Source organism: Chryseobacterium sp. FR048 (genome assembly GCF_056844665.1).
In genome coordinates, this window is sequence record NZ_JBXDSE010000001.1 from 806,262 (window position 1) to 828,967 (window position 22,706).

20 protein-coding genes are annotated in these 22,706 nt (G+C 36.7%); 9 read left to right on the forward strand and 11 right to left on the reverse strand.

The genetic code is table 11. From position 1 onward, the window contains the following. Window positions 1-133: 133 nt before the first annotated feature. Window positions 134-1,033, forward strand: coding sequence for an AraC family transcriptional regulator (locus tag AC106K_RS03585; RefSeq protein ID WP_482443427.1), 900 nt, complete (start codon window positions 134-136; stop codon window positions 1,031-1,033). A gap of 401 nt (window positions 1,034-1,434) precedes the next feature. Here the strand turns inward: AC106K_RS03585 and lipA are convergent, their stop codons facing one another. Then, complete coding sequence (gene lipA, locus AC106K_RS03590) at window positions 1,435-2,301, reverse strand: lipoyl synthase (RefSeq protein WP_047096421.1); 867 nt, start codon at window positions 2,299-2,301, stop codon at window positions 1,435-1,437. Window positions 2,302-2,408: 107 nt separating this feature from the next. Here lipA and AC106K_RS03595 point away from each other — a divergent pair, with 107 nt between their 5' ends. Further along, on the forward strand, window positions 2,409-3,047 hold the full coding sequence (locus AC106K_RS03595; protein WP_482443428.1) for a hypothetical protein: 639 nt from the start codon (window positions 2,409-2,411) through the stop codon (window positions 3,045-3,047). A 192-nt stretch (window positions 3,048-3,239) separates the two neighbouring features. On the opposite strand, the gene AC106K_RS03600 is transcribed toward AC106K_RS03595, so the two are convergent. Continuing rightward, entirely contained in the window at window positions 3,240-3,800 is a 561-nt protein-coding gene (locus AC106K_RS03600) for an RNA polymerase sigma factor (protein ID WP_065396932.1), read from the reverse strand. Between the two features lie 229 nt (window positions 3,801-4,029). On the opposite strand from AC106K_RS03600, the gene tyrS reads away from it, so the two are divergent. Then, window positions 4,030-5,325, forward strand: a complete 1,296-nt coding sequence (tyrS, locus tag AC106K_RS03605; protein WP_482443429.1) for a tyrosine--tRNA ligase — start codon at window positions 4,030-4,032, stop codon at window positions 5,323-5,325. Between the two features lie 192 nt (window positions 5,326-5,517). On the opposite strand, the gene AC106K_RS03610 is transcribed toward tyrS, so the two are convergent. Continuing rightward, on the reverse strand, window positions 5,518-6,024 hold the full coding sequence (locus tag AC106K_RS03610; protein WP_482443430.1) for an outer membrane protein: 507 nt from the start codon (window positions 6,022-6,024) through the stop codon (window positions 5,518-5,520). 186 nt (window positions 6,025-6,210) lie between these two features. On the opposite strand from AC106K_RS03610, the gene AC106K_RS03615 reads away from it, so the two are divergent. Next, window positions 6,211-8,205 (forward strand): sensor histidine kinase, encoded by a 1,995-nt coding sequence (locus AC106K_RS03615; protein ID WP_482443431.1) that lies wholly within the window; start codon window positions 6,211-6,213, stop codon window positions 8,203-8,205. Then, the gene (locus AC106K_RS03620; RefSeq protein WP_482443432.1) at window positions 8,195-8,833 is read left to right on the forward strand and encodes a response regulator; all 639 of its coding nucleotides are present in this window, start codon (window positions 8,195-8,197) and stop codon (window positions 8,831-8,833) included. The genes AC106K_RS03615 and AC106K_RS03620 overlap by 11 nt, the downstream gene beginning before the upstream one ends. A gap of 49 nt (window positions 8,834-8,882) precedes the next feature. Here AC106K_RS03620 and AC106K_RS03625 read toward each other — a convergent pair whose 3' ends face one another. After that, on the reverse strand, window positions 8,883-9,314 hold the full coding sequence (locus AC106K_RS03625) for a hypothetical protein (protein ID WP_482443433.1): 432 nt from the start codon (window positions 9,312-9,314) through the stop codon (window positions 8,883-8,885). 244 nt (window positions 9,315-9,558) lie between these two features. On the opposite strand from AC106K_RS03625, the gene AC106K_RS03630 reads away from it, so the two are divergent. From AC106K_RS03630 to AC106K_RS03640, 3 genes are all read left to right on the forward strand, one after another. Further along, window positions 9,559-10,197, forward strand: a complete 639-nt coding sequence (locus AC106K_RS03630) for an alpha/beta hydrolase (protein ID WP_482443434.1) — start codon at window positions 9,559-9,561, stop codon at window positions 10,195-10,197. Window positions 10,198-10,320: 123 nt separating this feature from the next. Next, complete coding sequence (locus AC106K_RS03635; protein WP_482443435.1) at window positions 10,321-11,640, forward strand: retropepsin-like aspartic protease; 1,320 nt, start codon at window positions 10,321-10,323, stop codon at window positions 11,638-11,640. Between the two features lie 3 nt (window positions 11,641-11,643). Further along, window positions 11,644-12,171, forward strand: coding sequence for a hypothetical protein (locus AC106K_RS03640; RefSeq protein ID WP_482443436.1), 528 nt, complete (start codon window positions 11,644-11,646; stop codon window positions 12,169-12,171). Here AC106K_RS03640 and AC106K_RS03645 read toward each other — a convergent pair. The 3 genes from AC106K_RS03645 to AC106K_RS03655 form a co-directional block, all read right to left on the reverse strand. After that, window positions 12,164-13,192, reverse strand: coding sequence for a L,D-transpeptidase (locus AC106K_RS03645; protein ID WP_482443437.1), 1,029 nt, complete (start codon window positions 13,190-13,192; stop codon window positions 12,164-12,166). The two genes, AC106K_RS03640 and AC106K_RS03645, sit on opposite strands and share 8 nt — an antisense overlap. Window positions 13,193-13,461: 269 nt before the next feature. Further along, window positions 13,462-13,749, reverse strand: coding sequence for a hypothetical protein (locus AC106K_RS03650; RefSeq protein WP_482443438.1), 288 nt, complete (start codon window positions 13,747-13,749; stop codon window positions 13,462-13,464). 18 nt (window positions 13,750-13,767) lie between these two features. Next, the gene (locus AC106K_RS03655; protein ID WP_482443439.1) at window positions 13,768-14,187 is read right to left on the reverse strand and encodes a hypothetical protein; all 420 of its coding nucleotides are present in this window, start codon (window positions 14,185-14,187) and stop codon (window positions 13,768-13,770) included. Window positions 14,188-14,390: 203 nt separating this feature from the next. On the opposite strand from AC106K_RS03655, the gene AC106K_RS03660 reads away from it, so the two are divergent. Beyond that, window positions 14,391-14,573: a bacteriocin-like protein gene (locus AC106K_RS03660; RefSeq protein ID WP_482443440.1), complete on the forward strand. Its 183-nt coding sequence runs from the start codon at window positions 14,391-14,393 to the stop codon at window positions 14,571-14,573. A 163-nt stretch (window positions 14,574-14,736) separates the two neighbouring features. On the opposite strand, the gene AC106K_RS03665 is transcribed toward AC106K_RS03660, so the two are convergent. The 4 genes from AC106K_RS03665 to AC106K_RS03680 form a co-directional block, all read right to left on the reverse strand. Further along, the gene (locus AC106K_RS03665; RefSeq protein ID WP_482443441.1) at window positions 14,737-16,392 is read right to left on the reverse strand and encodes an SWIM zinc finger family protein; all 1,656 of its coding nucleotides are present in this window, start codon (window positions 16,390-16,392) and stop codon (window positions 14,737-14,739) included. A gap of 3 nt (window positions 16,393-16,395) precedes the next feature. Continuing rightward, complete coding sequence (locus AC106K_RS03670; protein ID WP_482443442.1) at window positions 16,396-19,740, reverse strand: WGR domain-containing protein; 3,345 nt, start codon at window positions 19,738-19,740, stop codon at window positions 16,396-16,398. Between the two features lie 45 nt (window positions 19,741-19,785). Beyond that, entirely contained in the window at window positions 19,786-21,300 is a 1,515-nt protein-coding gene (locus tag AC106K_RS03675) for a retron St85 family RNA-directed DNA polymerase (protein ID WP_482443443.1), read from the reverse strand. A gap of 439 nt (window positions 21,301-21,739) precedes the next feature. Continuing rightward, on the reverse strand, window positions 21,740-22,579 hold the full coding sequence (locus tag AC106K_RS03680) for a GLPGLI family protein (RefSeq protein WP_482443444.1): 840 nt from the start codon (window positions 22,577-22,579) through the stop codon (window positions 21,740-21,742). Between the last annotated feature and the right edge of the window lie 127 nt (window positions 22,580-22,706).

Sequence of the window (22,706 nt, forward strand, 5' to 3'; positions counted from 1 at the left end):
GAGCCCTCTTTATTTTGAAAGTGCAAAATTCGAAAGAAAGATTGAATTTTACTTCTTTTGAGATGATAAAAATTTGCTCCATATTAACCTTTTTATTTAATTTTAAATTCAGAAACAATCAAATGAGAACACAATGAAAATTCAGAAAGAAAATATTACGTTTGAAAAAGGGAAATCATTTAAGCTTTTTGCCCCTTCTCTGAAAAACTGTTTTTTCTGGCATTATCACCCTGAAATAGAACTGGTATATGTAGAAGCTACCAACGGAATCCGGCATGTCGGCAAGAATATTTCAGGCTTTACGGACAGTGATCTTTTACTGATAGGTTCCAATGTTCCGCATCTTAATTTCGATTATGGTATCCAGACAGAATGTAAACAACTGGTTTTACAGATGCGTGAAAATTTCCTTCAGGACATTATCTTACCTGTTCCTGAATTTGAAAATATAAAAAACCTGCTGGAAAGGTCTTACCTGGGACTGTCGTTCTCCGGAAAAACAAAAAATACAGTCGTTGAAAAGCTTCAGATCATCAAGGATAAAAATACTTTCGAGTCATTAATAGGATTGATTGAAATTCTACAGATTCTTGCAGATTCCAATGAAGTAAAAGAGCTTAATAAAGAGGATACCAGAATCAAATGGTTCCTGAATGACAAGATCAGGATGGGAACTATTTATGATTTCATCCATGAAAATTATGATAAAAAGCCCAACGTCAACGATATTGCTAAAATCGTGGGGCTAAGTACTCCTGCTTTCTGCCGTTATTTTAAGAAACAAACCAATATGACCTTCACCGATTTTGTCAATAACTACAGAATCAACCAGGCAAAAATATTCCTTTTAAAGGACTATTCTGTAACGGAAGTCTGCTTTCAGGTAGGTTTTGAAAGCCTTTCTTATTTTAATAAACTATTTAAACAACATACGGAAGAAACCCCATCTGAATTCAAGAAAAAGCATTTCAGACCGATTGAAATCAATGGACGGATTGGAGTGATTACGAAGGAGTCTTCCTATCATAAATAAAGCATCATCTATTCGTATTTGCGTTGCGTGAATATTGAAGGTTTTAAGTTTTGGCTAAAACCGGATGAATGTTTTTTATAGAGAAAGCGGGCTAAAGCCTGCTGTTATTGTTGAGCTATTGGTGAGTGACGAATTGTGATTGGATTGTTGGAAAACCACCCCGTCAAAAATTCTTTGAATTTTCGCCACCCCTCCGGAGGAGGGGAATGAAGTACGTCTATCATCAATGATTGCCAATAAATTGCGCGCAACTTCTAACTTCTAACTTCTAACTTCTAACTTCTAACTTCTAACTTCTAACTTCTAACTTCTAACTTCTAACTTCTAACTTCTAAAACCTATCATCTGCCACCTCCCACCTAAAAAAACAAAAAACCGCTCATTACTGAGCGGCCTGTATCTTAGTGAATATGTTTCTCTGCGTGATAAGAACTTCTTACCAGTGGTGAGCTTTCAACGTGTCTGAATCCTAAGCTTCTTGCAAAATCTCCGAATTCGTCAAATTCTTCCGGAGTAATGAATTTTTTTACAGGAAGATGTTTCTTGGTAGGCTGAAGGTATTGTCCAAGCGTAATGACATCTACATTGGCATTTCTGATGTCTTCTATAGTCTGGAAAACTTCATCTTTCTCTTCTCCCAACCCAAGCATTACTCCTGTTTTGGTTCTTCTTTGTCCTGCTTCTTTCAAGTATCTCAAGACATCAAGACTTCTTTCATATTTCGCCTGAATTCTTACTTCTCTGGTCAGACGTTTTACGGTTTCCATATTGTGAGAGATCACTTCAGGAGCTACTTCTACCAATCTGTCAAGGTGTTTTGTAATTCCCTGGAAGTCAGGAATCAATGTTTCCATTGTAGTTCCAGGAGAAATTCTTCTTACGGCGTTTACCGTTTCTCCCCAAAGAATAGATCCCATATCTTTAAGATCATCACGGTCTACAGAAGTAAGTACCGCGTGCTTGATCTTCATTAATTTGATTGAACGGGCTACTTTTTCAGGTTCATCCCAGTTTACATCAAGTGGTTTTCCTGTTTTTACACCACAGAATCCACAGCTTCTTGTACAGATATTTCCAAGGATCATGAAGGTTGCCGTACCTTCTCCCCAGCATTCACCCATATTCGGGCAGCTTCCGCTTTGGCAAATTGTATTTAATTTATATTTATCTACCAAAGTTCTCAGCTCTCTGTAGTTCTTTCCTGTAGGAAGTTTTACACGAATCCACTTTGGTTTTTGAACGGTAGTATCTTGAACTAAATTTTCCATTTATTTCTCAAATTGAGGTTCAAAGTTAGTGATTTTTTTATCGAAACAATCAAAGACAGACATTGATGAAACAGATAATTTTGTAATTTGAAACTTCAAAATATTTTATGAAGACCCCATTCTGCATCTTAGCTCTTATTTCCAGTACATTTTGTTTTGCCCAAAAGGAGTTTCAGCCCAAAGGTTCTACAATTCATGAAACCATCGATGGAGACCTTGATGGAGATAAAGTTCCTGAGAAAGTAATCGTTTATAACATCCCAACAAAAGATGACTCGGGAGATCTGCGGGAAATCCAGATTTTAAAGAAGGTCAATAATAAGTGGACGATTCTGGAGAAATCCGGAAATGCAATTTTAGGAAGTAAAGACGGCGGAATGATGGGTGATCCTTATATGGGTACAAAAATTGAAAAGGGCATTTTAATCATCAGTCACTACGGCGGAAGCAGTTGGAGATGGGCTGATACAGATAAATACAGGTTTCAGAACGGGCATTTCGAATTAATTGGAAATATTTCTGAATCCGGCAGGGTTTTTGAGTTTTGTAAGACTATTGATTTTAATCTATCAACGGGGCAAATTATCTACACAAAAACAGTTGAAAATACTAAGGATCCTCAAAACGGTAAAAATGAAACTGAAAAATATATAAAAAAAGGTATAAAAATCAATCTGCAAAACAGAAATCAGGGGAAACATAGAAAAATAATTCTGCCACAGACTAAAGAGGAAGTTTATATTTAGGTAAAGTCACAAAACTTAAGTTTTGACTAAAGTAATTCTGAAAGTAAACTTACTGGGGAAACGCAAAAAAAGAAGATTTTTTAATGCCACGAATACACGAATAAGATGAAAAAATTAGTGCATTCGTCGCATTAATCTTTTCCATTGTATCTGAAAAAAAATCTTATTGTCCGCTATGCTTTCCTACAAAAATCAGTTATCTTCGAATTCGTTGTTTTTTAGGAGTTCAGCGAGAACTTTTTTAGCACGCATCACACGAACCTTTGTATTGGCTACAGAAATTCCCAGTTCCTCAGCAATTTCTTTAATGCTTTTTTCTTCAAAAAATCTCAGTTTGATTATATCCTGATAGTTGGCATCCAGAGATTCAATGGTTTTGATGATTTTCTTCTGTTCTTCTTCAGAGATCAGAAGTTCTTCCGGAGATTTTGCATATTGATTTTTAACTTCATCAAGGTTTTCGATGGAGTCTTCATTTTCGCGGCTTTTTTTCCGCCAGAAATCAATAACCGTATTCTGAGCAATGGTCAAAATCCAGGTTTTAAACTGAAAATGAGGATCGAACATATCCAGCTTCGACAATACTTTGGAAAAAACATTTACCGTAATTTCATCGGCATCATTTTCATCTCTCACTTTTTTCATTACAAAAGAGAAAACATCCACCCAAAAAACATTGATGAGTTTAGTCTGAGCCTTCTGATCTTTATCTTTGGCCTTCTGGATGAGCAGGAATAGCTGTTCGTCGTTCATTAATAACAAATATAGATTATTTGGGGCGAAAAAGCAAAGGAGTAAAATGATAAAGGGCAAAAGGGTGAAAAAGCAAAAAGGCTAATTGATGAATAACCATCCCTATCCTCCTCAAATTAAATTACACTACCCTTTTTACGATTTTGCGATTCTGCCCTTTTGCTTTTTTCCCCTTAATACTTCTGAATTTACTATCTTTGCAACTTAAAATTTTAAAGCAAAAAATCAAATGAATTCCTTTATAGAAGAACTAAAATGGCGTGGTCTGTTTGCCGATATGATGCCAGGAACCGATGAACAACTGAATAAAGAGGTAACTACTGCATATATTGGTTTTGATCCAACTGCCGATTCTTTACATATCGGAAGCCTTATCCAGATAAAAATTTTAGCTCACTTCCAGCAGCATGGTCATAAACCAATCGCTTTGGTAGGAGGTGCTACAGGAATGATCGGAGACCCATCCGGTAAATCGGCAGAAAGAAATCTTCTGGATGAAGAAACCCTTTTACATTATGTTGACTGTCTGAAAAATCAGCTTTCAAGATTTCTGGATTTTGCCGGAAACGAGCCCAACAAGGCTGAGCTGGTAAACAACTACGACTGGATGAAGAATATTTCTTTCCTTGATTTTGCCAAAAATATCGGGAAGAATATCACCGTGAACTACATGATGGCTAAAGATTCTGTAAAGAAGAGATTCTCGGGAGAAGCTGGTGCAGACGGAATGAGTTTTACGGAATTTACGTATCAGTTGATCCAGGGATATGATTTCCTTCATTTGTATCAGAACAATAATGTAAAACTTCAGATGGGAGGTTCTGACCAGTGGGGAAATATCACTACCGGTACAGAATTGATCCGTAGAAAAGCTCAGGGAGAAGCATTTGCATTAACGGTTCCTTTGATTACAAAAGCTGACGGTTCTAAATTCGGGAAATCTGAAAGCGGAGAAAACTACTGGCTGGATAAAAAGAAAACATCCCCTTACAAATTCTACCAGTTCTGGCTGAATGCTACGGATGAAGATGCTGAAAGATTCATCAAGTTCTATACATTTTTAGGAAAAGAAGAGATTGAAGCATTAATAGAAGAGCACAAAACAGCCGCTCACGAAAGAAAGCTTCAAAAGAAACTGGCTGAAGAGGTAACGGTTTGGGTACATGGAAGAGAAGAATATGAGAAAGCACTGAAAGCTTCTGAAATCCTTTTCGGACGTTCTACTGCTGAAGATCTGGTAAGCCTTGATGAAGAAACATTCCTTGAAGTTTTTGATGGTGTTCCTCAAAAGGAAATTGCAAAAGCAGATGTATTGGGAGTAAACATCATTGATCTTCTTTCTGAAAAATCAGGATTCCTGAAATCTAAAAGTGAAGCTCAGAGAGAAATGAAGGGTAATTCGATCTCTGTAAACAAACAAAAGGTAAATGATACTTTTACTGCTAATGAAACCGATCTTATCGACGGAAAATTCCTGTTGCTGCAAAAAGGTAAAAAAAGCTACTTTATTGTAAAGGTTCAATAAGCCTGAAATATTATACAACACAAAAAAGACTGTTTTTTTACAGTCTTTTTTTTATGATAACAAAGCCGTGAAAAAAACATCCACGGCTTCATGAGAAAACCACCATTTTAAAAACTATACGATCATGATAGTTATAAAGGCTACAAAAAAGTTGTATATAAAAGTATTATCTAGTTGTGTTGGTTCTCTATTTTAGAACTTATAGGTAAGTCCTGCTTTTCCGCCAGAAGCCACGGAACCTCCACCCAATTCGACGTGTGCAGCAAGGTTTTTAGTAAAGAAATATCGGGCTCCGGCTTGCCCTGCAAATCCTATTCCTGAAGATTTGCCATCAAAATAATCGTAATCTGTTCCGTTATATTTATAGGAAAATGAATTGTATGCTAATGTTGCCCCTGCATAGATGTCCCATTTATTAGGAATCTTAAGCAATGTATTGAAGTGGTAGTTTCCATTGGCTCCTATTCCCAGCCAGTTTCCTTTTATATTCCCTGTATATTTCTCAGTAGCATAGCTTGCTTCTACTCCTATGGTAATGTCATTGTGTATTGCATAGTCAACGCCTACTGATATAGGCAATCCCCATCCATTGGCTGCACCTATATCCACATTGATCTGAGCCTCCCCTTTCTGTATTCTCTGTGCTGTAACACTTCCAAAAAGGGAAATCATCCCCAGTATAAACATTCTCTGTTTCATTTTAAGTATTTAGTTTTGATATGTATATTTTCTACATCTGCAAAACTATCAGAGAATACCACAAGGTACAACCCTTAAAAAAGCGTATTTTTTTCTACCGATTTTTAGGTATTTTCTATCGCTGTATTTTTAATTATATTCACATTGTCATAAAAAACCTGAAGATAACGTTAAAAAATTAAACTGATGAGGAGATTATGGTGTATTCTATATATTTTACTCCACTTTACCATAAAGGCTCAGGGGCTTTTTCCTCTGAATGAAAAAAAATATATAGACAGCCTTCAGCTCAGTATCAATGCTCATGTAAATAACACTTCCAAAGCGCATGCTTATTTTCTTTTATCCAATTATTATAAAAATACAGATACTCTTTTAAGCAAACAATATCTGGCAGCCGGAAAAAATGCCGGAGGAAAAGACCTGTTCACAGGAGCGGTTTATGATTACTACGAAGGGCTCTACTATCAGGATCTGAGTAAAGAAAAAGCAACAGAATCATTCCGTAGGGCTATTGAGAAACTTTCGGGTCTAAAAAGCCAGAAGGCAGACCGCTATCTGTCTTTGTCTTGGTATAATTATGGGATTTTGCAGAAAAATAAAGAAGGCTACCCTTTCCTGATCAAAACCATGCTTGAGAAAAGCATTCCTACTGCCGAAAAATATGGAGACAGCAAGCTTCTCGGTTTTTTATACTCACAACTGGCCCTGATGCTGACTTATAATGCAGAGTTTGAAAAGGCTGACTATTACAATAAGAAGGCGCTCCAGATTCTTGAAAAAAAAGCCCCTAATTCTACAGAGCTTTTCTATGCCTATCTCAATACGAACAGTAATTATTGCTATCAGGCCAAATGCAGTATGGGAAAGCAATTTTTAAATAAAGCCGGAAATATGATCCGTCCCTATCCTGATTCGTCTGCCAATACGTTTTATTACTATAATAAAGCACTGTACTTTATTGGGCAGCAAGAGCACCTCGAAGTTCTTCAAACCATTGAAAAGGGATTGTTTTATGCCAAAAAATTCCATCAGAAACTGCTGATACAGATGTTTTATTTTCACAAATATGACACGTATAAAAAACTGAAAAGGTATGCGGAAGCTAAAAAACTTCTGGAAGAAATTTTAGCAGAAAAAACACTTTCTCAGGATCTTAATAACAGGAAGACCATCTACAGCCACCTGTCCAGCATCAATGAAATCATGGGAAACCCCAGTGAAGCACTGGTCTGGGAGAAAAAATATTCTAAGCTGAATGACAGCTTAAATGCTGAGAACGTAAAACTGGAAATCAATAAACTGGAAACCAAATTCAATACTTCCGAAAAAGAAAAAAAAATAGCGTTTCTGAATGCTGAAAAGAATCAGAAAGAAATGGAAGTCAGCCAAAAGAACTCTTATTTATGGGTATTGAGCCTGGTACTCTTATTATTTTTAAGCCTTCTGATCTTTTTATTCATTATTTACCGGAACAACAAAAAGCTTTCTGAACAGAAGGAAATCAATCTTCAGCAGAAAATAGAAGATATTAAACAAAAGGAGGAGCTCGCCCTTACCAAAGCCATTCTGGAAGGAGAAGAACGGGAAAGAGAGCGTATCGCAAAAGACCTTCATGACGGCCTTGGTGGTATGCTGGCAGGCGTCAAAATCAATCTTTCAACCTGGTCTGCCAATCAACTGGATCCCGAACAGCATCAGGACTTTTACAAAATTATGAACCAGCTTGATAATTCTGTAAAGGAACTCAGACATGTAGCCCGAAATCTGATGCCTGAATCTCTTCTTAAATTTGGGCTAGAAACAGCACTCAGCGACCTGTGTGAATTTTACACCCGAAAGGATATGGAGATTTATTTTCAACCTATAAATATTGAGAAAAATCTTTCACTGACGGTTCAGCTTAATATTTACAGAATTGTACAGGAACTGCTTGCCAATGCTATAAAACATGCAGAAGCCAGCAATATTCTGCTGCAGTGCTCCCAATCCGGAGACCGTTTTCTGATCACCATTGAGGATAACGGAAAAGGCTTTGACAAAGATGTGGAGAAAACCACCAAAAATTTAGGCCTCCGCAATCTGAAAAATAGAGTCAACTATCTGAAAGGAAAAATGGAAATCAACTCAGACAGCCAGGGTACAACAATTAATATAGAACTCAACATCCATGGAGAATAAAAAAATAAATATTGTGATCGTAGACGATCACCCTATCGTCATCGAAGGTTTGAGAATGATGCTGAACAGCCAACCGTTTTTCAACGTGGCAGAAAGTTTTACTTCTGCTTCGGAAGTCATCAGTTTTATCCAGTCTCATCAGGTTGACATCATCCTTCTGGATATTGCTTTACCGGATGCCAATGGCACGGAACTATGCCGGGAAATAAAAAAAATATCACCGGAAATTTCCGTCATCATGTTCAGCAACCGTTCTGAGCGAAGCATCATCATGCAGTCTATACAAAACGGTGCCAGTGGCTATCTTCTCAAGAATACATCGATCAGTGAACTGGCAGTATGCATCAAAGGAGCTCTTTCAGGAGATATTGTCTTCTGCAATGAAACGAAGCAGATCATCAGCAGGCCTTCTCAGAATGATCTGCCCATCCCAAGACTTACTAAAAGGGAAAAACAGATCCTTCAGATGGTAGCTCAAGGAAAGACAAGTAATATCATTGCCGAAGAGCTTTTCCTGAGCCCGCTTACTGTAGATACGCATCGGAAGAACCTTCTTCAAAAATTCCAGGCTAAAAACTCAACGGAGCTGATCAACCGTGCTGTACAACAGCATATGATTGAAGAATAAAAAAACCGCTTTGAAAGCGGTTTTATGTTTATATCAATAGGTAAATATTTTACGGCTCCAGAAAGCTGAAATCCAAAGAAACATATTTGTCTCCTTTTCCTTGTACTTTTGCTGTTCTGACAATTTCTCCATCTACATAAAGATTGATTGTCAACTCAGATTTATCTTCCGGCAATGTTGCTCTTGCATCAAGATTCAGCTGTGCCTGGCTTGAGTTTACAAAGAATTCTCCACTATTCCATGCTGATTTCAAAGGGGTCACAGGGTTACTTAAAATAGTATTCTGAACAGTACCTACCTGAGTAACAACAGCGATAAGCTCTCCTCCAGTAGTAGTTTTTGCCTCAAACTGAACAACATGATCCTTAAATTCTTCGTCATCATCTTTTTTACAAGAATTCAGAACGGTAATCGCAGAAAATAATAAAACGAATAAAAAAGAAAGTCTAAGTAAACTTTTTGAATTGTAAAATTGCTTCATTTCTCCAAATAGATTTTTTAATGTTTCAAATATAAGTTTTTTATTAATATAAAAATAACTTTTATGAAAATTTTCCAATAAAGATTTGCAAATAATATCAAATCAACAAAACTTAAAAACACTTCATAAAACACAATAATACAGCACAAATCATCAATCTTTGAATATAAAACACAGGGTTATGAAAGTTCTTGTATGAATAACAAAAGTGGTATACCATCTGATTTATAATTATATTTGCTGTATGAATTTAGATTATCTAGTAAGAGAGCCGGAAAATATCACTCCCAGCACTCCCGTTCTTTTTATGCTTCATGGCTACGGCAGTAATGAGCAGGATCTTTTCAGTTTCAGAGAAACCCTTCCTGCCGACTGGCTTATCGTGAGCTTCAGAGCTCCGAGAGATACTCAGTTTGAAGGATATTCCTGGTATGATATTAATTTCAATGACCCTGAAAACTTTATCGATGTACCTCAGGCCAAAGAATCTTTGAACGCCGTATTGGAAAGCATCATGAAGATCATTAATAATTATGGTCTCACAGAAGGAAAAACCCATTTGTGCGGCTTCAGCCAGGGAGGAATATTGTGCTATGCACTGGCTTTAAAATATCCTGACCTTTTTAATTATGTAGCCTGCCTGAGTGCTTATCCTGAAGAAAAAATACTGGATGGCATCGTGAAAGACAAAAAGAAACTTGAAAAACTCAGATTCTTTGTTTCTCATGGTACTGATGATGCAGTTATCCCATTAGAATGGGGAAGAAAAGCAGCTGATCTTCTTTATGATCTGAGCTGTTATTTCACTTTCAGAGAATACATGAGCGGTCACGGAGTGAATCAGAAAAATTATATGGATCTGATGGAATTTTTCTCCAAATAGATCTGATTTATTTTTTTAAATAAATTTAACATTCCACACTACTTCATTGTAGTTTATATAAACATTCCTGCATTTGGAATGTTTTTTTATTAAGCATATTGATAAATTCACTAAATTCAGTAAATGAAATTCAGACTTCTTTTACTGGGATTATTTTTAAGCATTTTCATGAATGCTCAGAATACTTTTGAACTGATCAATACCCAAAAAGCAGTCATCCCTTTTAAGTTTATCAATAACCTTATTTTTATCCCGGTCAATATCAACGGTGCCGAGCTTACCTTTCTGCTGGATACCGGAGTTTCAGAAACTATTCTTTTCAGTCTTGATAATAAGGAGCTCAAACTTGGAAATGTTGAAAAGGTTAAATTTTCCGGGCTTGGAGGAAGCATAAGCATTGATGGACTGAAGTCTGACCGCAATACAGGCCGGATCAGTGATGCTATCGTCAATACCTCAATGTCATTGTATGTGATTCTTGATGAAGAATTTAATATTTCATCTCATGTAGGCATTCCTGTTAATGGCGTTATCGGGTATCATTTATTCAAAAATCATCCTATCTTCATCGATTATGTATCCAAAAAAATAACGGTTTACGAAAATTCTGATGTGGTAAGAAAGAAAATCAGAAAATTTGAAGAGTTCCCCATCACGATTGAACAGGGTAAACCTTACCTTTCTGCTGATGTGGAAATGACAAACGAAAGAAAAACTTCAAAACTGCTGATCGACCTTGGAAACAGCGATGCAATATGGCTCTTCCCTACTCTCATTAAAAACTTTGTGTATAACAGACCCAATATTGATGATTTCCTCGGCCGGGGATTCAATGGGGACATTTATGGTAAACGCAGCAGAATCCATAATTTTTATCTGGGAGATTTCAAGTTTGAAAAACCTCTTACCGCAATGCCGGATGAATTCTCCATCCAGCACGTCAACCTGGTAGAAGCCCGAAAAGGCTCTATCGGTGGCGAAATTATGCGGAGATTTACTGTAGTTTTCGATTATCCCAACCAAAAGCTATATCTTAAGAAAAACAGAAACTTTAACGATCCTTTCAACTTCAATATGAGCGGACTCGACTTCAAACAGGATGGCCTGGAATGGGAACAGGACAGGGTAAAAATTGAAACCCAGAGATCTGCAGCCGTAGCCAATGAAATTTACAGAGATTCCTTTCAATATAAATTCAGTTTAAAGCCTATATTTTACATTTCAGGAGTAAGAAAAGATTCTCCGGCCTATGCAGTTGGGCTGCAGAAAGATGATAAAGTCATCAGCATCAATGGAGACAGAACCGCAGATATGACCCTGGAAAAAATTGTAGAACTGATGAAGTCTTATGAAGGACGAAATATCACCATGGTGATTCAAAGAAAAAATGAACAGCTTACCGTACGTTTCACTCTGGAAGACCCAATTCCTTATCAAGAATAGTATATGAAAACCGAAGAAACCACCTTAGACAGAATAAGAACAAGACCCAGATTCAAAATGTTTACCCATCTCACCAAAGAAGAGTACGCAGATAATCTGAAAAAATACCTTGCTGAGCATAAAAAAGAATTTTCTGGCAATATCAACAAAGAAGTAGCGACCATCTGGGTAGAAACGAAATATGACAGCTACTGGAAACCTCATCTTGCCTTAAGGATAGAAATAGAAGAGGAAGATACTGTGATCCGGGGAGTATTCGGACCCAGCTCTGCAGTCTGGACATTCTTTATGTTTCTTTATTTTTTCTTTTCCATTTTCTGGATGACCTTCTTCACTATGTATTATGTGGAAAAACAAATAAAAAGCGCTGAATACCCGTGGGCACTGAGCGCTTCTTTTGTGATGTTATTTTTTATTCTTCTCACTTATATTGCAGCCAGGTTTGGGCAGCATAAAGGAAAGGAAGAAATGCTTAAACTGAGACAGTTTGCTGAAGAATCTACTTTACAGTTTGAAAAGAAAATTACTTAACAGACGGTTCTAAAGGCTTTTCACTTTGAACAGGTGCAGCCATAGCTTTTGCTGTTTTGATGGAGTCTGCCACTCTTTCTCTGTTGCTTTGCTCTTTCAGCATTTTCGGAACATCCGGTTCCAGAAGCTTGGTAAGCTCTTCAACAGATATATTATTGGCATTCGGGTCATCTAGAAGCTTTTTCCATGGTCTTCTTCCGCCCCAGTTGTAATCTCCAAATACCATTACAGCAGTTCCTCTCGCTTTGGTAGTGGCACCACCGGGAGCCAGAATCCAGGTATCGGCATAGGAATACAACCATTGAGCGTCTTTTCTCAATAATCTTAAACATGAGTGTGAAGCCGGGTATCCAGGCAGTGTATATTCATGCCAGCCTATACCACCGATGTTGTGGATATTGAAGTTATAAGGAAGTTTCCATTCGCTGCTGACAGTAGAGATGGACAGCTTCTTTTTCCAGTTGGCAAAGGTAAGCCCTCTCGTTGTCTGGGCTGTCTTTTTCCCCATACTGGTAGGCCCCCATTTTACAAGGCTACCGTTGGAGTATACTCCATAAGCCTGAATAGGATAGGAAAAGATTACAAATTTATTCACTCCGCTTAATACATCCAGCTGCATCGGGAATGGTGAATACGCCATCAGTGTAGTATCTATTTTGGCAGGAACCACCAATGTATCGGCATTCCATTTACTTTTGGAATCCAGCCTGTTTAAAGCTAAAATAGCCGTACGCTCTTCAACACTGTATTTCTTACTGAACTCCGCATAAACGGAATCTCTCATCTTTTTATCTTTGGGAAGAACGAAAGCATTATAAAAGCCGTTCTCCTGCATAGCTGGCGGCAAAGATTCTTTTTTTACCACCGGAACAGAATCTTTTTTTACAGAATCTTTTTCTGCTTCCGGAGTTTCTGAAGCGGAAACGGTATCTTTAAAAGTATCGCTTATTTTTTCAATTTCTTTTTTACAGGAAACAAGAAATACGGCACAGAAACATGCGTACAAAAATGATTTTTTCACAGATATGTTCTTCATAAATAATATCGGTCATTAAGTTTGGCTACCCAGTACAAATATCAGACCTAAATTTGAATCCTAAAAGACATTATTGAAAATACCGTAAAAAAACGGAGGTTTATGAATGGCCGTTAAGGAGTGTTTTTTTCAATTCCTGAATTTCAGAGAGGTTTAAAGGTTTTCTTAAAGAAATTATTCATCAGATTTTTCTTTTGTACTCATCCATTATTAGGTATATCTGCTCTGTGCATCCTATTTTTTAATAGTTCAATCTAAGACAGTAAGTCAATAAGAAACCTTACCACCCATAAAAAAGCAACAAATGCCAATATTGAGAACTGAATTTTATTGGCAATTTTATTTCCGAATTTCCAAACGAAGATCCTATCTATCACTACTACCAACAGAACCGGAATTAAACCCAAGAGAATATACATTCCAAATAAAGCATCAGGTGCTGAAACTCCCGTCATCAACATAATGGAAACAACCAATCCTATAATGATAGCTGCGATTCCTAAAATAAAAAACAGGGTCCAGTTTTTCAGTTGTTTTCTCATAGATTATTAATGATCATATTATTGGACTATTGTATAGAAACGGACCTTCAATCTGTAATAGAAAAATATCCAGGTAATCAGCCATGGCAGGTTCATCATCAGAAAAAAGAATATATCCTCTCTACTGACCTTTCCATCCCAAATGGTAGAAAGAGAAGCAATAGCAATTACCGGTAACAGAAACCAGCATAATGCAGTCTTAATCTTGCCTTGAAATGGTCGTAAAATTGATAACAAACTGCTAAAAGAAAGTATACTCAGAAAGAACACCCAGAATATAGCAAAACCGTACGCCAATCCACTCATATCACAATTTCTGGGATACTCTCTTACTTCTCTGGTAAGACTTAAGAACACCATTAAAAGAATAAAAGTGACCAATGTGGATATAAGCCAGGTTTTCAGGATAGACATCAGGATAAATTTCTTTTTCGTCATCAGAATAAGAGTTTTTTACTAAAATAATGATAAAACATGGAATAAACAATGGCTATTTAATCCCGAAGCAGCCCGATCGTAATCTTTTAAAAAAACGTCTGGTCTTATATCAGCCACACTTGCTGAAGATCTGAATACACTTACTAACTAGCACTTGAAACTGAAGGTTTTTGTTTTGATCTTTATCTCCTAAAAAAAATCATATGAAAAATCTAAAAAAACTTTCAAGAAACAACCTTAAAACAGTACAGGGCGGTGTTAATTTCCCGGTAATCAATGTAAGATGTATGAATTTTTATTATTGTGAACGTACAGATAGCTGCGTCCTTTCAGCGGCTCAATGTCCTTCTCCTCCAATTATTATAACTCCGGCCACCAAACTCTAGTGAAGGAGTTAATAAACCCATAAAAGGAAGTATTAAAATATCTTTCTTAACGGAGATTTCAATAAACGCAACTGTAAACATAAAAAGTCTTCTATTTTTAGAAGACTTTTTGTGCTCCAAAGGGAACAGAACTTGTGCTATTCTCCTTTGTATATGAATATATTTATCCCAAAACAGCTGAACTCGGCCTGTTAATCATCATTCTCGTTGCCAGAATATGCTCACAAGGTCCTTGTCTCAATCCGTTTTTTCTATAAAAATAACATTGACAGTTTCCGTCGGTTAAACGTTGATCTTTATCGATGAAAGCTTCTGTTTTATAGGGTGAACCATTGTCTTTTATTGTTCCCCGGATATTGAGAATATCATCTTTTACACTGTAATCAATTTTCACCTTCCCTTCAGTAATCAATCGGTCTGCTTTTTCCTCTAACGGGCTTGAAAAACGTAGCTGTTTCATGTCAAGAGGCTCCTGAGTCAGTTCACGGACTCTGTACAATCCTGAGTTGAGATCATAAATGACTCTTCCCGCCTGGGTGTAAGAGGTAAGTGAAGCGGAAATGGTAGCTGTATCCAGATTCAGTTTTCTTGAAAGTTCAGTGGCCGTCCCAAACCAGGTCTCCTTTAAGCCATTGAAAACTTTTTCCTGAGTCAGTAAGTCTACATGACTTCTTGGTGCCATCAGGTCGAAATTTCCGGCCCTGCTCCAGTCATTGGTCGTCCATCCTGAAAGCCCCAGAGTAAAGGACATATCTCCCAGATCTGCAATATAAAATGAAGGCAATCCGTTTCCTAGCAGAACAACTCTGAAGTTTTTGGTAATCGGAATTAATCTTTCCAGGATTAGCAACCTTCTTCTCCCCCAGATTCTGATCGTTTTACTTTCCGGTCCTTTATAGATAGAACGGTGAAAAGTTAAGACTTCATACCATGGCTCAAAAACGGCCTGAATCGGTTTTCCTGGTTCAAGAATAAAACGCAGTGCTCTCGGTCCTTTTTTCTCTTTAAATCTCCTTAAAAACTGACAGATACTGAAAATATCCATCGGATGAAGATCGAAAGAAGTTGCCGGTAAAGTCATTGCAGAACTTACCTGTAAAAATCCACGAACCCAGGAATCTGGCAAATCTATTTTTTCTTCTTTGTACACTTCTTCGTTGGTCGTAAGTGCTTCAAATCCTGAAGGGTCAATTTTAAATTCAGTATCCTTATAGTCTCTTATTTTTTGGAATTCGTTATAAAGCGCAGCCGAATAATCAATATTGGTGGTTCCACACTTGAATTCGTTGATTTCAGTAAAAACGTTGTAGTTGCTGCTCAGTTTCCCATAAGTGGATTCATCCTGACTGAAACATTCAAAGAAAACTTCGTCGGGATGTACTGTAATAACGGGATCGAGAACAAACCAGGCATCTTTGTCTTTTTGGTACAGATAATCGAAATACGCTCTTTTTGCCGTATTGAAAGGGCCTAAAACCTTGTTTTTTTCTTTATAAACCTGATCCAGCTCTCCCCTTACTTCAGCCATTCTTTGTCGGACTTCTTGTATCTGAAATTCCGCCATATAATCGCTCAGCCAAAGCTTTTCCTGTTCAGCTACCCATTCTCTGTACTCCGCTCTGTCTTTCGGTTTGAAACGGAGATCGGAAACCACCACATCATGCAAAGCTGAAATCGCTTCCCTGAATGGAATCTTTTTATTGAGTTTCCCTACAAAAAATGTGGGATCTCTTTGCAGATCAGGTGAAAAGCTCATTTGCGTACCCGTTGCAGAGTTCGTAACGGCTGTATCTTTATGAAATTTATAATCGAATAGCATGACTTAAGAGATTAATTGGAGATGAACATTCAGTTGAGGGTAAATCATTTTCAGTTCAGAAATAATATGGATGCATTTCGCTTTATCCTGAATAGCTGTTGTTGCTGATAAATCATCTAAAATTCCGCTGACAATTTCAGCTGATTCCGTATTTTTTCTTCCTTCATTTTCCAGAAAAGTGAAAATCCGGTTTTTAGCAGTTCGTGCCCTGTTTACCCTTGAAAGTACGGAACGGAAATAGAAGTTCAGTTCGTTCAGTTTTTCAGGACTGTCTGTTGCATATTCTTCAAGATAGGAAGTCACAAAAAGCTGAATATTCTGGCTCGGATGCTGGCTCAGTTTGGTCAGGTATTCCAGTCCCTGCTCTTTTTTGAAGAATTTCATGATCAGATTTTTCCCGAAACGTTCTACATCAGCACGTACAGAATCTACAATTCCGACCAGGCAATCTGTATCCCAGTCTTCATCTGTAAATTCAGTTTCGAAGAAATGAAATGCAAATGCTCTGGTATCATCCCATTTTGCATCCAGAATTCCCAATGCATGATTACGGTCTGATTTGATTCTTTCAACATTATTTTTATAAAAATTCCATGCCCATTGCCTTACTGCCAGAAACTCATGATTCGCCAGCGTAATAACCTGTTTCAGACTAAATTTGCTGCTATCTTTTATTTTTTTCAGCAATTCTACTCCGAAAAGCTGGTTTTTCACACTGTTGGCAAACACCAATCTGATGATTCGCTTTACAGGAATGACATCGCTGTATTTTGAAACCATTTTTTCAAGGTAGTCTCTGAATACCTGATGAGCATCTTCAAATTTCTGTTCAGTCATTAAGAGCTCAAAAAGCCTTTCAGTAGTTTGCAGCTGAATTTCAGATTGTGACTCATAATTATCGTTCAATGAAAGAACACCTTCTACTATTTCCTTGTAGCCTGAAGAAAGCAGTTCAAGAGTTTGCAGCCAGTTTTTCTCAATTTCCTCTTTTGAATATTGTTTTAAAAGGCTCACTCCATTTTGTCTGATAGATTCGTTTTCATTATTCAGAAGCAATTCGATAATTGACATCGGAAATTCTGTAGCAGGATATTTCTGAGATTTGGAAAGCAGGATTTCGCTGGCCAAAAACCTGTTATTATTCAACGGAGAAGTCAATAACTGAGCAACAATATCCCAACTGATCTCAGAGAAATCAGAAGCTGCAATTATTTTCAGCTTTCTGGTGGCTGCTTCTGCCATATTGTTGTTTTCCTCATTATTTTCCAGAGCAATCAATTGTATAATTACTTTTCCAAGGATAGCTTTTTGTCTTTCTTCGGAGAAAGAAGCTTTTTGAAGTAAATTATTGATGAATTCATCGGATCCTTTCTGTGAGTTCATCACCAAAAACATAATAAAATCTGTGGAAGAGAGAAAATGCTGTGTATTATTTTCTATTGTTGTTTTTGCCCAGTTTCTTGCTTTTTCGTGGTCAGAAAGTAAAACCTGTGCTACAAAATTTTCATCTTGTCTTAGTTCGGTCTCTCTTTTTGCCAAAGCATCAAAACCTAAATTCTGAGGGTATTCTGAAGGCTTTTTCAACAGACTAATCATCATTTCGGGTTCTATTCTCTTCAACAGATCCTCATATTTTGAATGAACAGACAGGTTTTCGTAAGCAAACTTCATCACGAGGTTCATTTTTCCCTGCATCAAAAGCTGAATGTAAGCTTCAGGCATTTCGTTCCAGAACTCAGGATAAAGTTCAGGTTTTGAAATGCTTGATTCATTATCCGCCAAAGGAAGTTCCTGACCAGCCTGAGAGTAAGTCTGTTTTTCTTTATTTGAGCCAAAAATATTTTTAAAGGCACTGATGATATTATCCAGGCCACCTTCCTGCTGTTTCTTAGCGGAAGAATTTTCCGAAGCCGCTGCGTCTTTATTGGTATCTGATTCTACCTTGGTGAGTTTATCTTCCTGATAATAGTATTCTGAACTCCAGAATTCTTCTTTTGTTAAATAAAACTGAAGCTTAGAATCCATTTTACGGTTGCTGTCATTTCCAAAAAGTATGGTCGTAAGAAGCAAAGAATGGTAGCATTCAGGGAAATCAACTACGGTAAAATAATATCTTCTGGCTTGCCAGTCGTAATTTCCGTAAGTATTTAAAGGTCTTTTGACCGCAGGAGTGTAATCTGCATCAGAATATTGAATAAGGGCATTCACTGCAAATCTTACATATTCTTTTGCTTTATTTCTTTCTCCAAGCCCTTTTAAATAGTAAAAACCATTCTTCTGAAAATAGAACTTGGTGAAATTTGAAAATGCCAGTCTGCTATCATTACGGGAAAGCTCTTTTTTTAGATTAACATACCCTCCGAGCTGATAAAAATACTGATCAGTATTCCAGGACTCCTGATCAAGGCAAGCTGTTCTGGTGAACATCGGCGTTTTCTTTTCAAACAAAAATGAAAGCATTCCCAAAATCTGGGCATCATCTCTGAAACGGGCAAGTTTGTATATCGCCCGGATATTTCTGAAATAAGGCGATTCAAACGGAATCTGCCATATAATATTTTCAATAATCTGAATCAAAGAAGGATAAGCCTTCGATAAAATATAGAGACAAGTCAGTTCATCCGCTTTTTCTTTTTTAGCAAATCTCTCGGTGTACTGATTTTTTAAACTTTCATAATCTCCTTTATCAATAGCAGATTTTATTTCGGAAGGCAGACTTTCCAATAATTCTGAAACAACCTTTTCCTGCTCCAAAGCTTCACCAATTGTCAAAAGAGCGTCAAAAGCAACATTTCTGATATACTGTTTCTGCCTTGTACTGTTGGCAATGCTGTGAAGAAGCTCGGAAGCCTGAGTGATCTTTAATGTTCTGATCGCAAAAATGGAAGCATACAACTGCATTTCGTCTCCCTTTGTAGCCAGTTTCAGGATATAAGGAACGGCTTCTTTAATCTCCATTTGAGCTGCTTTCCAGATGACACGGGAGGTTTTCCATTCTGTTTTGAAAGTATTGATTCCCTGAGTAGCATCCTCCAGACGTTTCAGTATAATACCTTCCTTGGAATTCAAATTCACAGCCTCCAATGAAGGAAGCTCTACAAATACTTCTACTTCCGACTGGTAGCCTTTATTTCGCTTTTCTTTTTCGAGTTGATCAAAAATACTTTCAGCTTTTTCTTTGGAAACAAATTCAGGAGTTTTACTGCCTTCTTTCAATGTTGCTCCCCGTTTTCCGTAACGGAAATTGACAATAAAGGCATCGGGATTGATTTCACAAAGATCGATTTCGTAAACTTTATCCGATTTTCCCTCGTGGAAAAAGAGTTTCGTTTGTTTGATGATTTTCATCTATCTTATTGCTTAAGATGTTGTTATTAGGTGTTTGGGCTCAGGCTAAAAAATATTCCACCAATCTGTTTTTTCTTCTTTTGGTGTTATTATTTCTTCTTTACGTTCGGGAACTTCGATGATTTCTGTAAGTACCGGAATTATTTTCACCGTCTCTACCATCGGTTTACCGTGTTTTGCAATAATTGCATTTAGTTTTTCTTTGAAGACTAAAGCTTTGGAAGGATTTACCATATTCACAAAATTGATATATCCTTCAACGGCATTGATCAGGTGGAATGCTTTTCCCCAGGTCTGGTTTTGCCATCCATTGACTTCAATATTATGTAAAAGTGCTCTGAATTTTCTCAGTTTCTGCCTCTCAACATTCAGTTTTTCATTCACAACGATTCCCGTTACTTTCTGCTGATGTTTGTTTCTCATGATATGAAGCTTGTCAGGATGAACGGTAAAATCTTCGTCGCTGATTACCTGTTTTACAAAATATAAAAGTTTATTTACATTTTGTTCGTTAGCCTGATGGGCAGAAAAGGTAAGATCATCCGCGTACCGCGTATAAACAAATCCTAATTTCTGAGCCAGGCCCTGTAATCTTTTATCCAACTTATAAACAATCAGATTGCTTATTGCCGGACTGGCAGGGGATCCCTGAGGTAGAAAACGGTCTCCTTTATGAGCGAAATATTTAACGCCATCCAATACAATTTCTTCTGTGTGAGCCTGGGTACAGGCTAATGCAAAAATAGTTGACAGCTGTTCTGAATAACCAAGCTTCGCAAACAGACCTTTTACTCTTTTATAGCTGATGGACGGGAAGAAATCCTGCAGATCGATATTGATGATAATATCTTTGCCAAGATGAGGCTCTGCGTTGGTAACAATTGATTTTTCTGCAGTGAAACCATGAACGGTCTCTCCTACCGGAATTTTATTTAATATATTTTCCAGAATCCATTGCTGGAAAATTTTCAGTTGTAATTTCGGGGCAGAAATTTTTCTTTTTCCGCCTGATTTTTTAGGAACCTCAAAAATGTGATAATGAGATTTTCTTGAAACTCTCCTGTGAAAAGCCAGATATTTTATTACGGAAAGGCTGAAACCGGATTTTTGACTGAAATCTGATATGTTTTCAAAAACAGGAAGGGAAAACTGGCCCAGCTTTTCTGCATCAGAATCGGTTTTTTGAAGTCCTTTCGAAACATGTTCGCCAAGATAAATGATCTGCTGCTCCTGTAATTTCTTCCAGTGATCGGCTTTGTCCTTTAGCTTTTGTTCGTTTTTTTGTTTGGTAACTTCTCTTTTGGCTTTTGCTTCCTGCATCCGTTTTGCACGCATTTCACGAAGCATTGCTTCCTCATTGCCGTACTTTCGGTCTTTTGCCAATAATTCCTGTAATTCCTTCTGTAAAACGACTTCTTTCTGTATCAACTGTTCCGGTAAAGAAGGAGTGGATGTTTCCTGCCAAAAACCAAGCCTTTTCATTTCTTCCAAAATATAGCTGTCTTTGGAAGATGCTTTTATGCGGTCGTAAATCTGTTGTCTGCTGAGACTTTGTGACATGGTTATGTGTTTTTATAAATAAAAAGCCCTACAATTGAATAGGGCTTTGTTTTTTGGGATATACCTTCGTATCTTCTGAGAACTATATCTATCAACTCCAGAAATGGGTACTAGTATGTACCTTTATTTTCCCGGAAAATGAACTGAAAAGGTATATACTAGTACCTATTTCACCATTAAAGATAGTATGTAGTGCAGTATGCTAAGCAATTTTACATCGATGACGAAACATCATCATTTCTTAAAAAGAAAAGCAAGGATCTATCTTTGCCAAATATATAAAAAAAATTGTAATAGCATCAAATAGGAATTAATTTGTTTATATTTTCTACTTTCTGATATTATATTATAAACAAAATCAGCTCTTTTGGATCAGAATCAGAAGTTATAGGGATAGAATTTTCAACGCAAAACTTACATTATATGATTACCCAAAACTCTAATCTTTGGGGTAAGGAAATACTTTATCGATCTCAATGGGATTATAGTATTTCTTAATTTCGGCTTGTGTCGATTTTGTCAATTCATTGAATTCTTCCTTTTTCGTTATTTTTCTTCCGTTAATTTGAACATCCCAGTTAGGTTGAAAATCTGTTCGCATTTTAGAATACGGATCATTATAAAATTCTACATTCAGTTTTACCCAAGTATTATAATTCAGTTTTATTGGGTTCATCGAATAATGACTTTCTAAAAATTCACTCGTGTCATAAGTCTTCCCTAAATTTTTATTACGGACAAAACTATAAATAAAGTTCTGTCTGTCATCCTCAATCAATAAAATCAGTCCCGGCAAACCCCTGAATTTGTATGGTCCCTCTGAAATTGGAATATCCGTTGTAAACCAAGCATTCCAATTTCTTCCTCCAAAATCGGTAGTAGCTCTTTGTACCTTATAATTTCCTAAAACCTTAGTTTCTTTTTCAATTTTCCATTTTATCTCGTCATTGCTTTCAAAAGCATAATAAAATGGCATCATTCTGATTTGTTCAAAATTCAAATTTACATTTGTTCCTCTTTTCCTTTTTAGCGTTTGACCGGTTTGACTTGTATGTTGATCATATTGATGATCCGGAAGTTTCATCAATGAATCACTCTCAATAAAACCATACTCATAAAATTTTATGTCATTCGGATTTATATCTAATACCATTTCCTCTTTTTCATAATCTCCCTGTAAAGAATCAGATTTATATTTTAATTCATAAATAAATCTATTGGTTTGTGAAAAAGAAATAATACTATAAACTGACAGAATTAAAGTGATATATTTTTTCATCTTATTGTGTTTTGGTTCCATTACAAATAAAAGAAATTTTATAGTAAAGTATGGAATTTTATTATTAGAATCTCATCCAAGCCATTCAGTCCTGATTCTAGAATTATCTTGCAAGTTGTTGGGCATT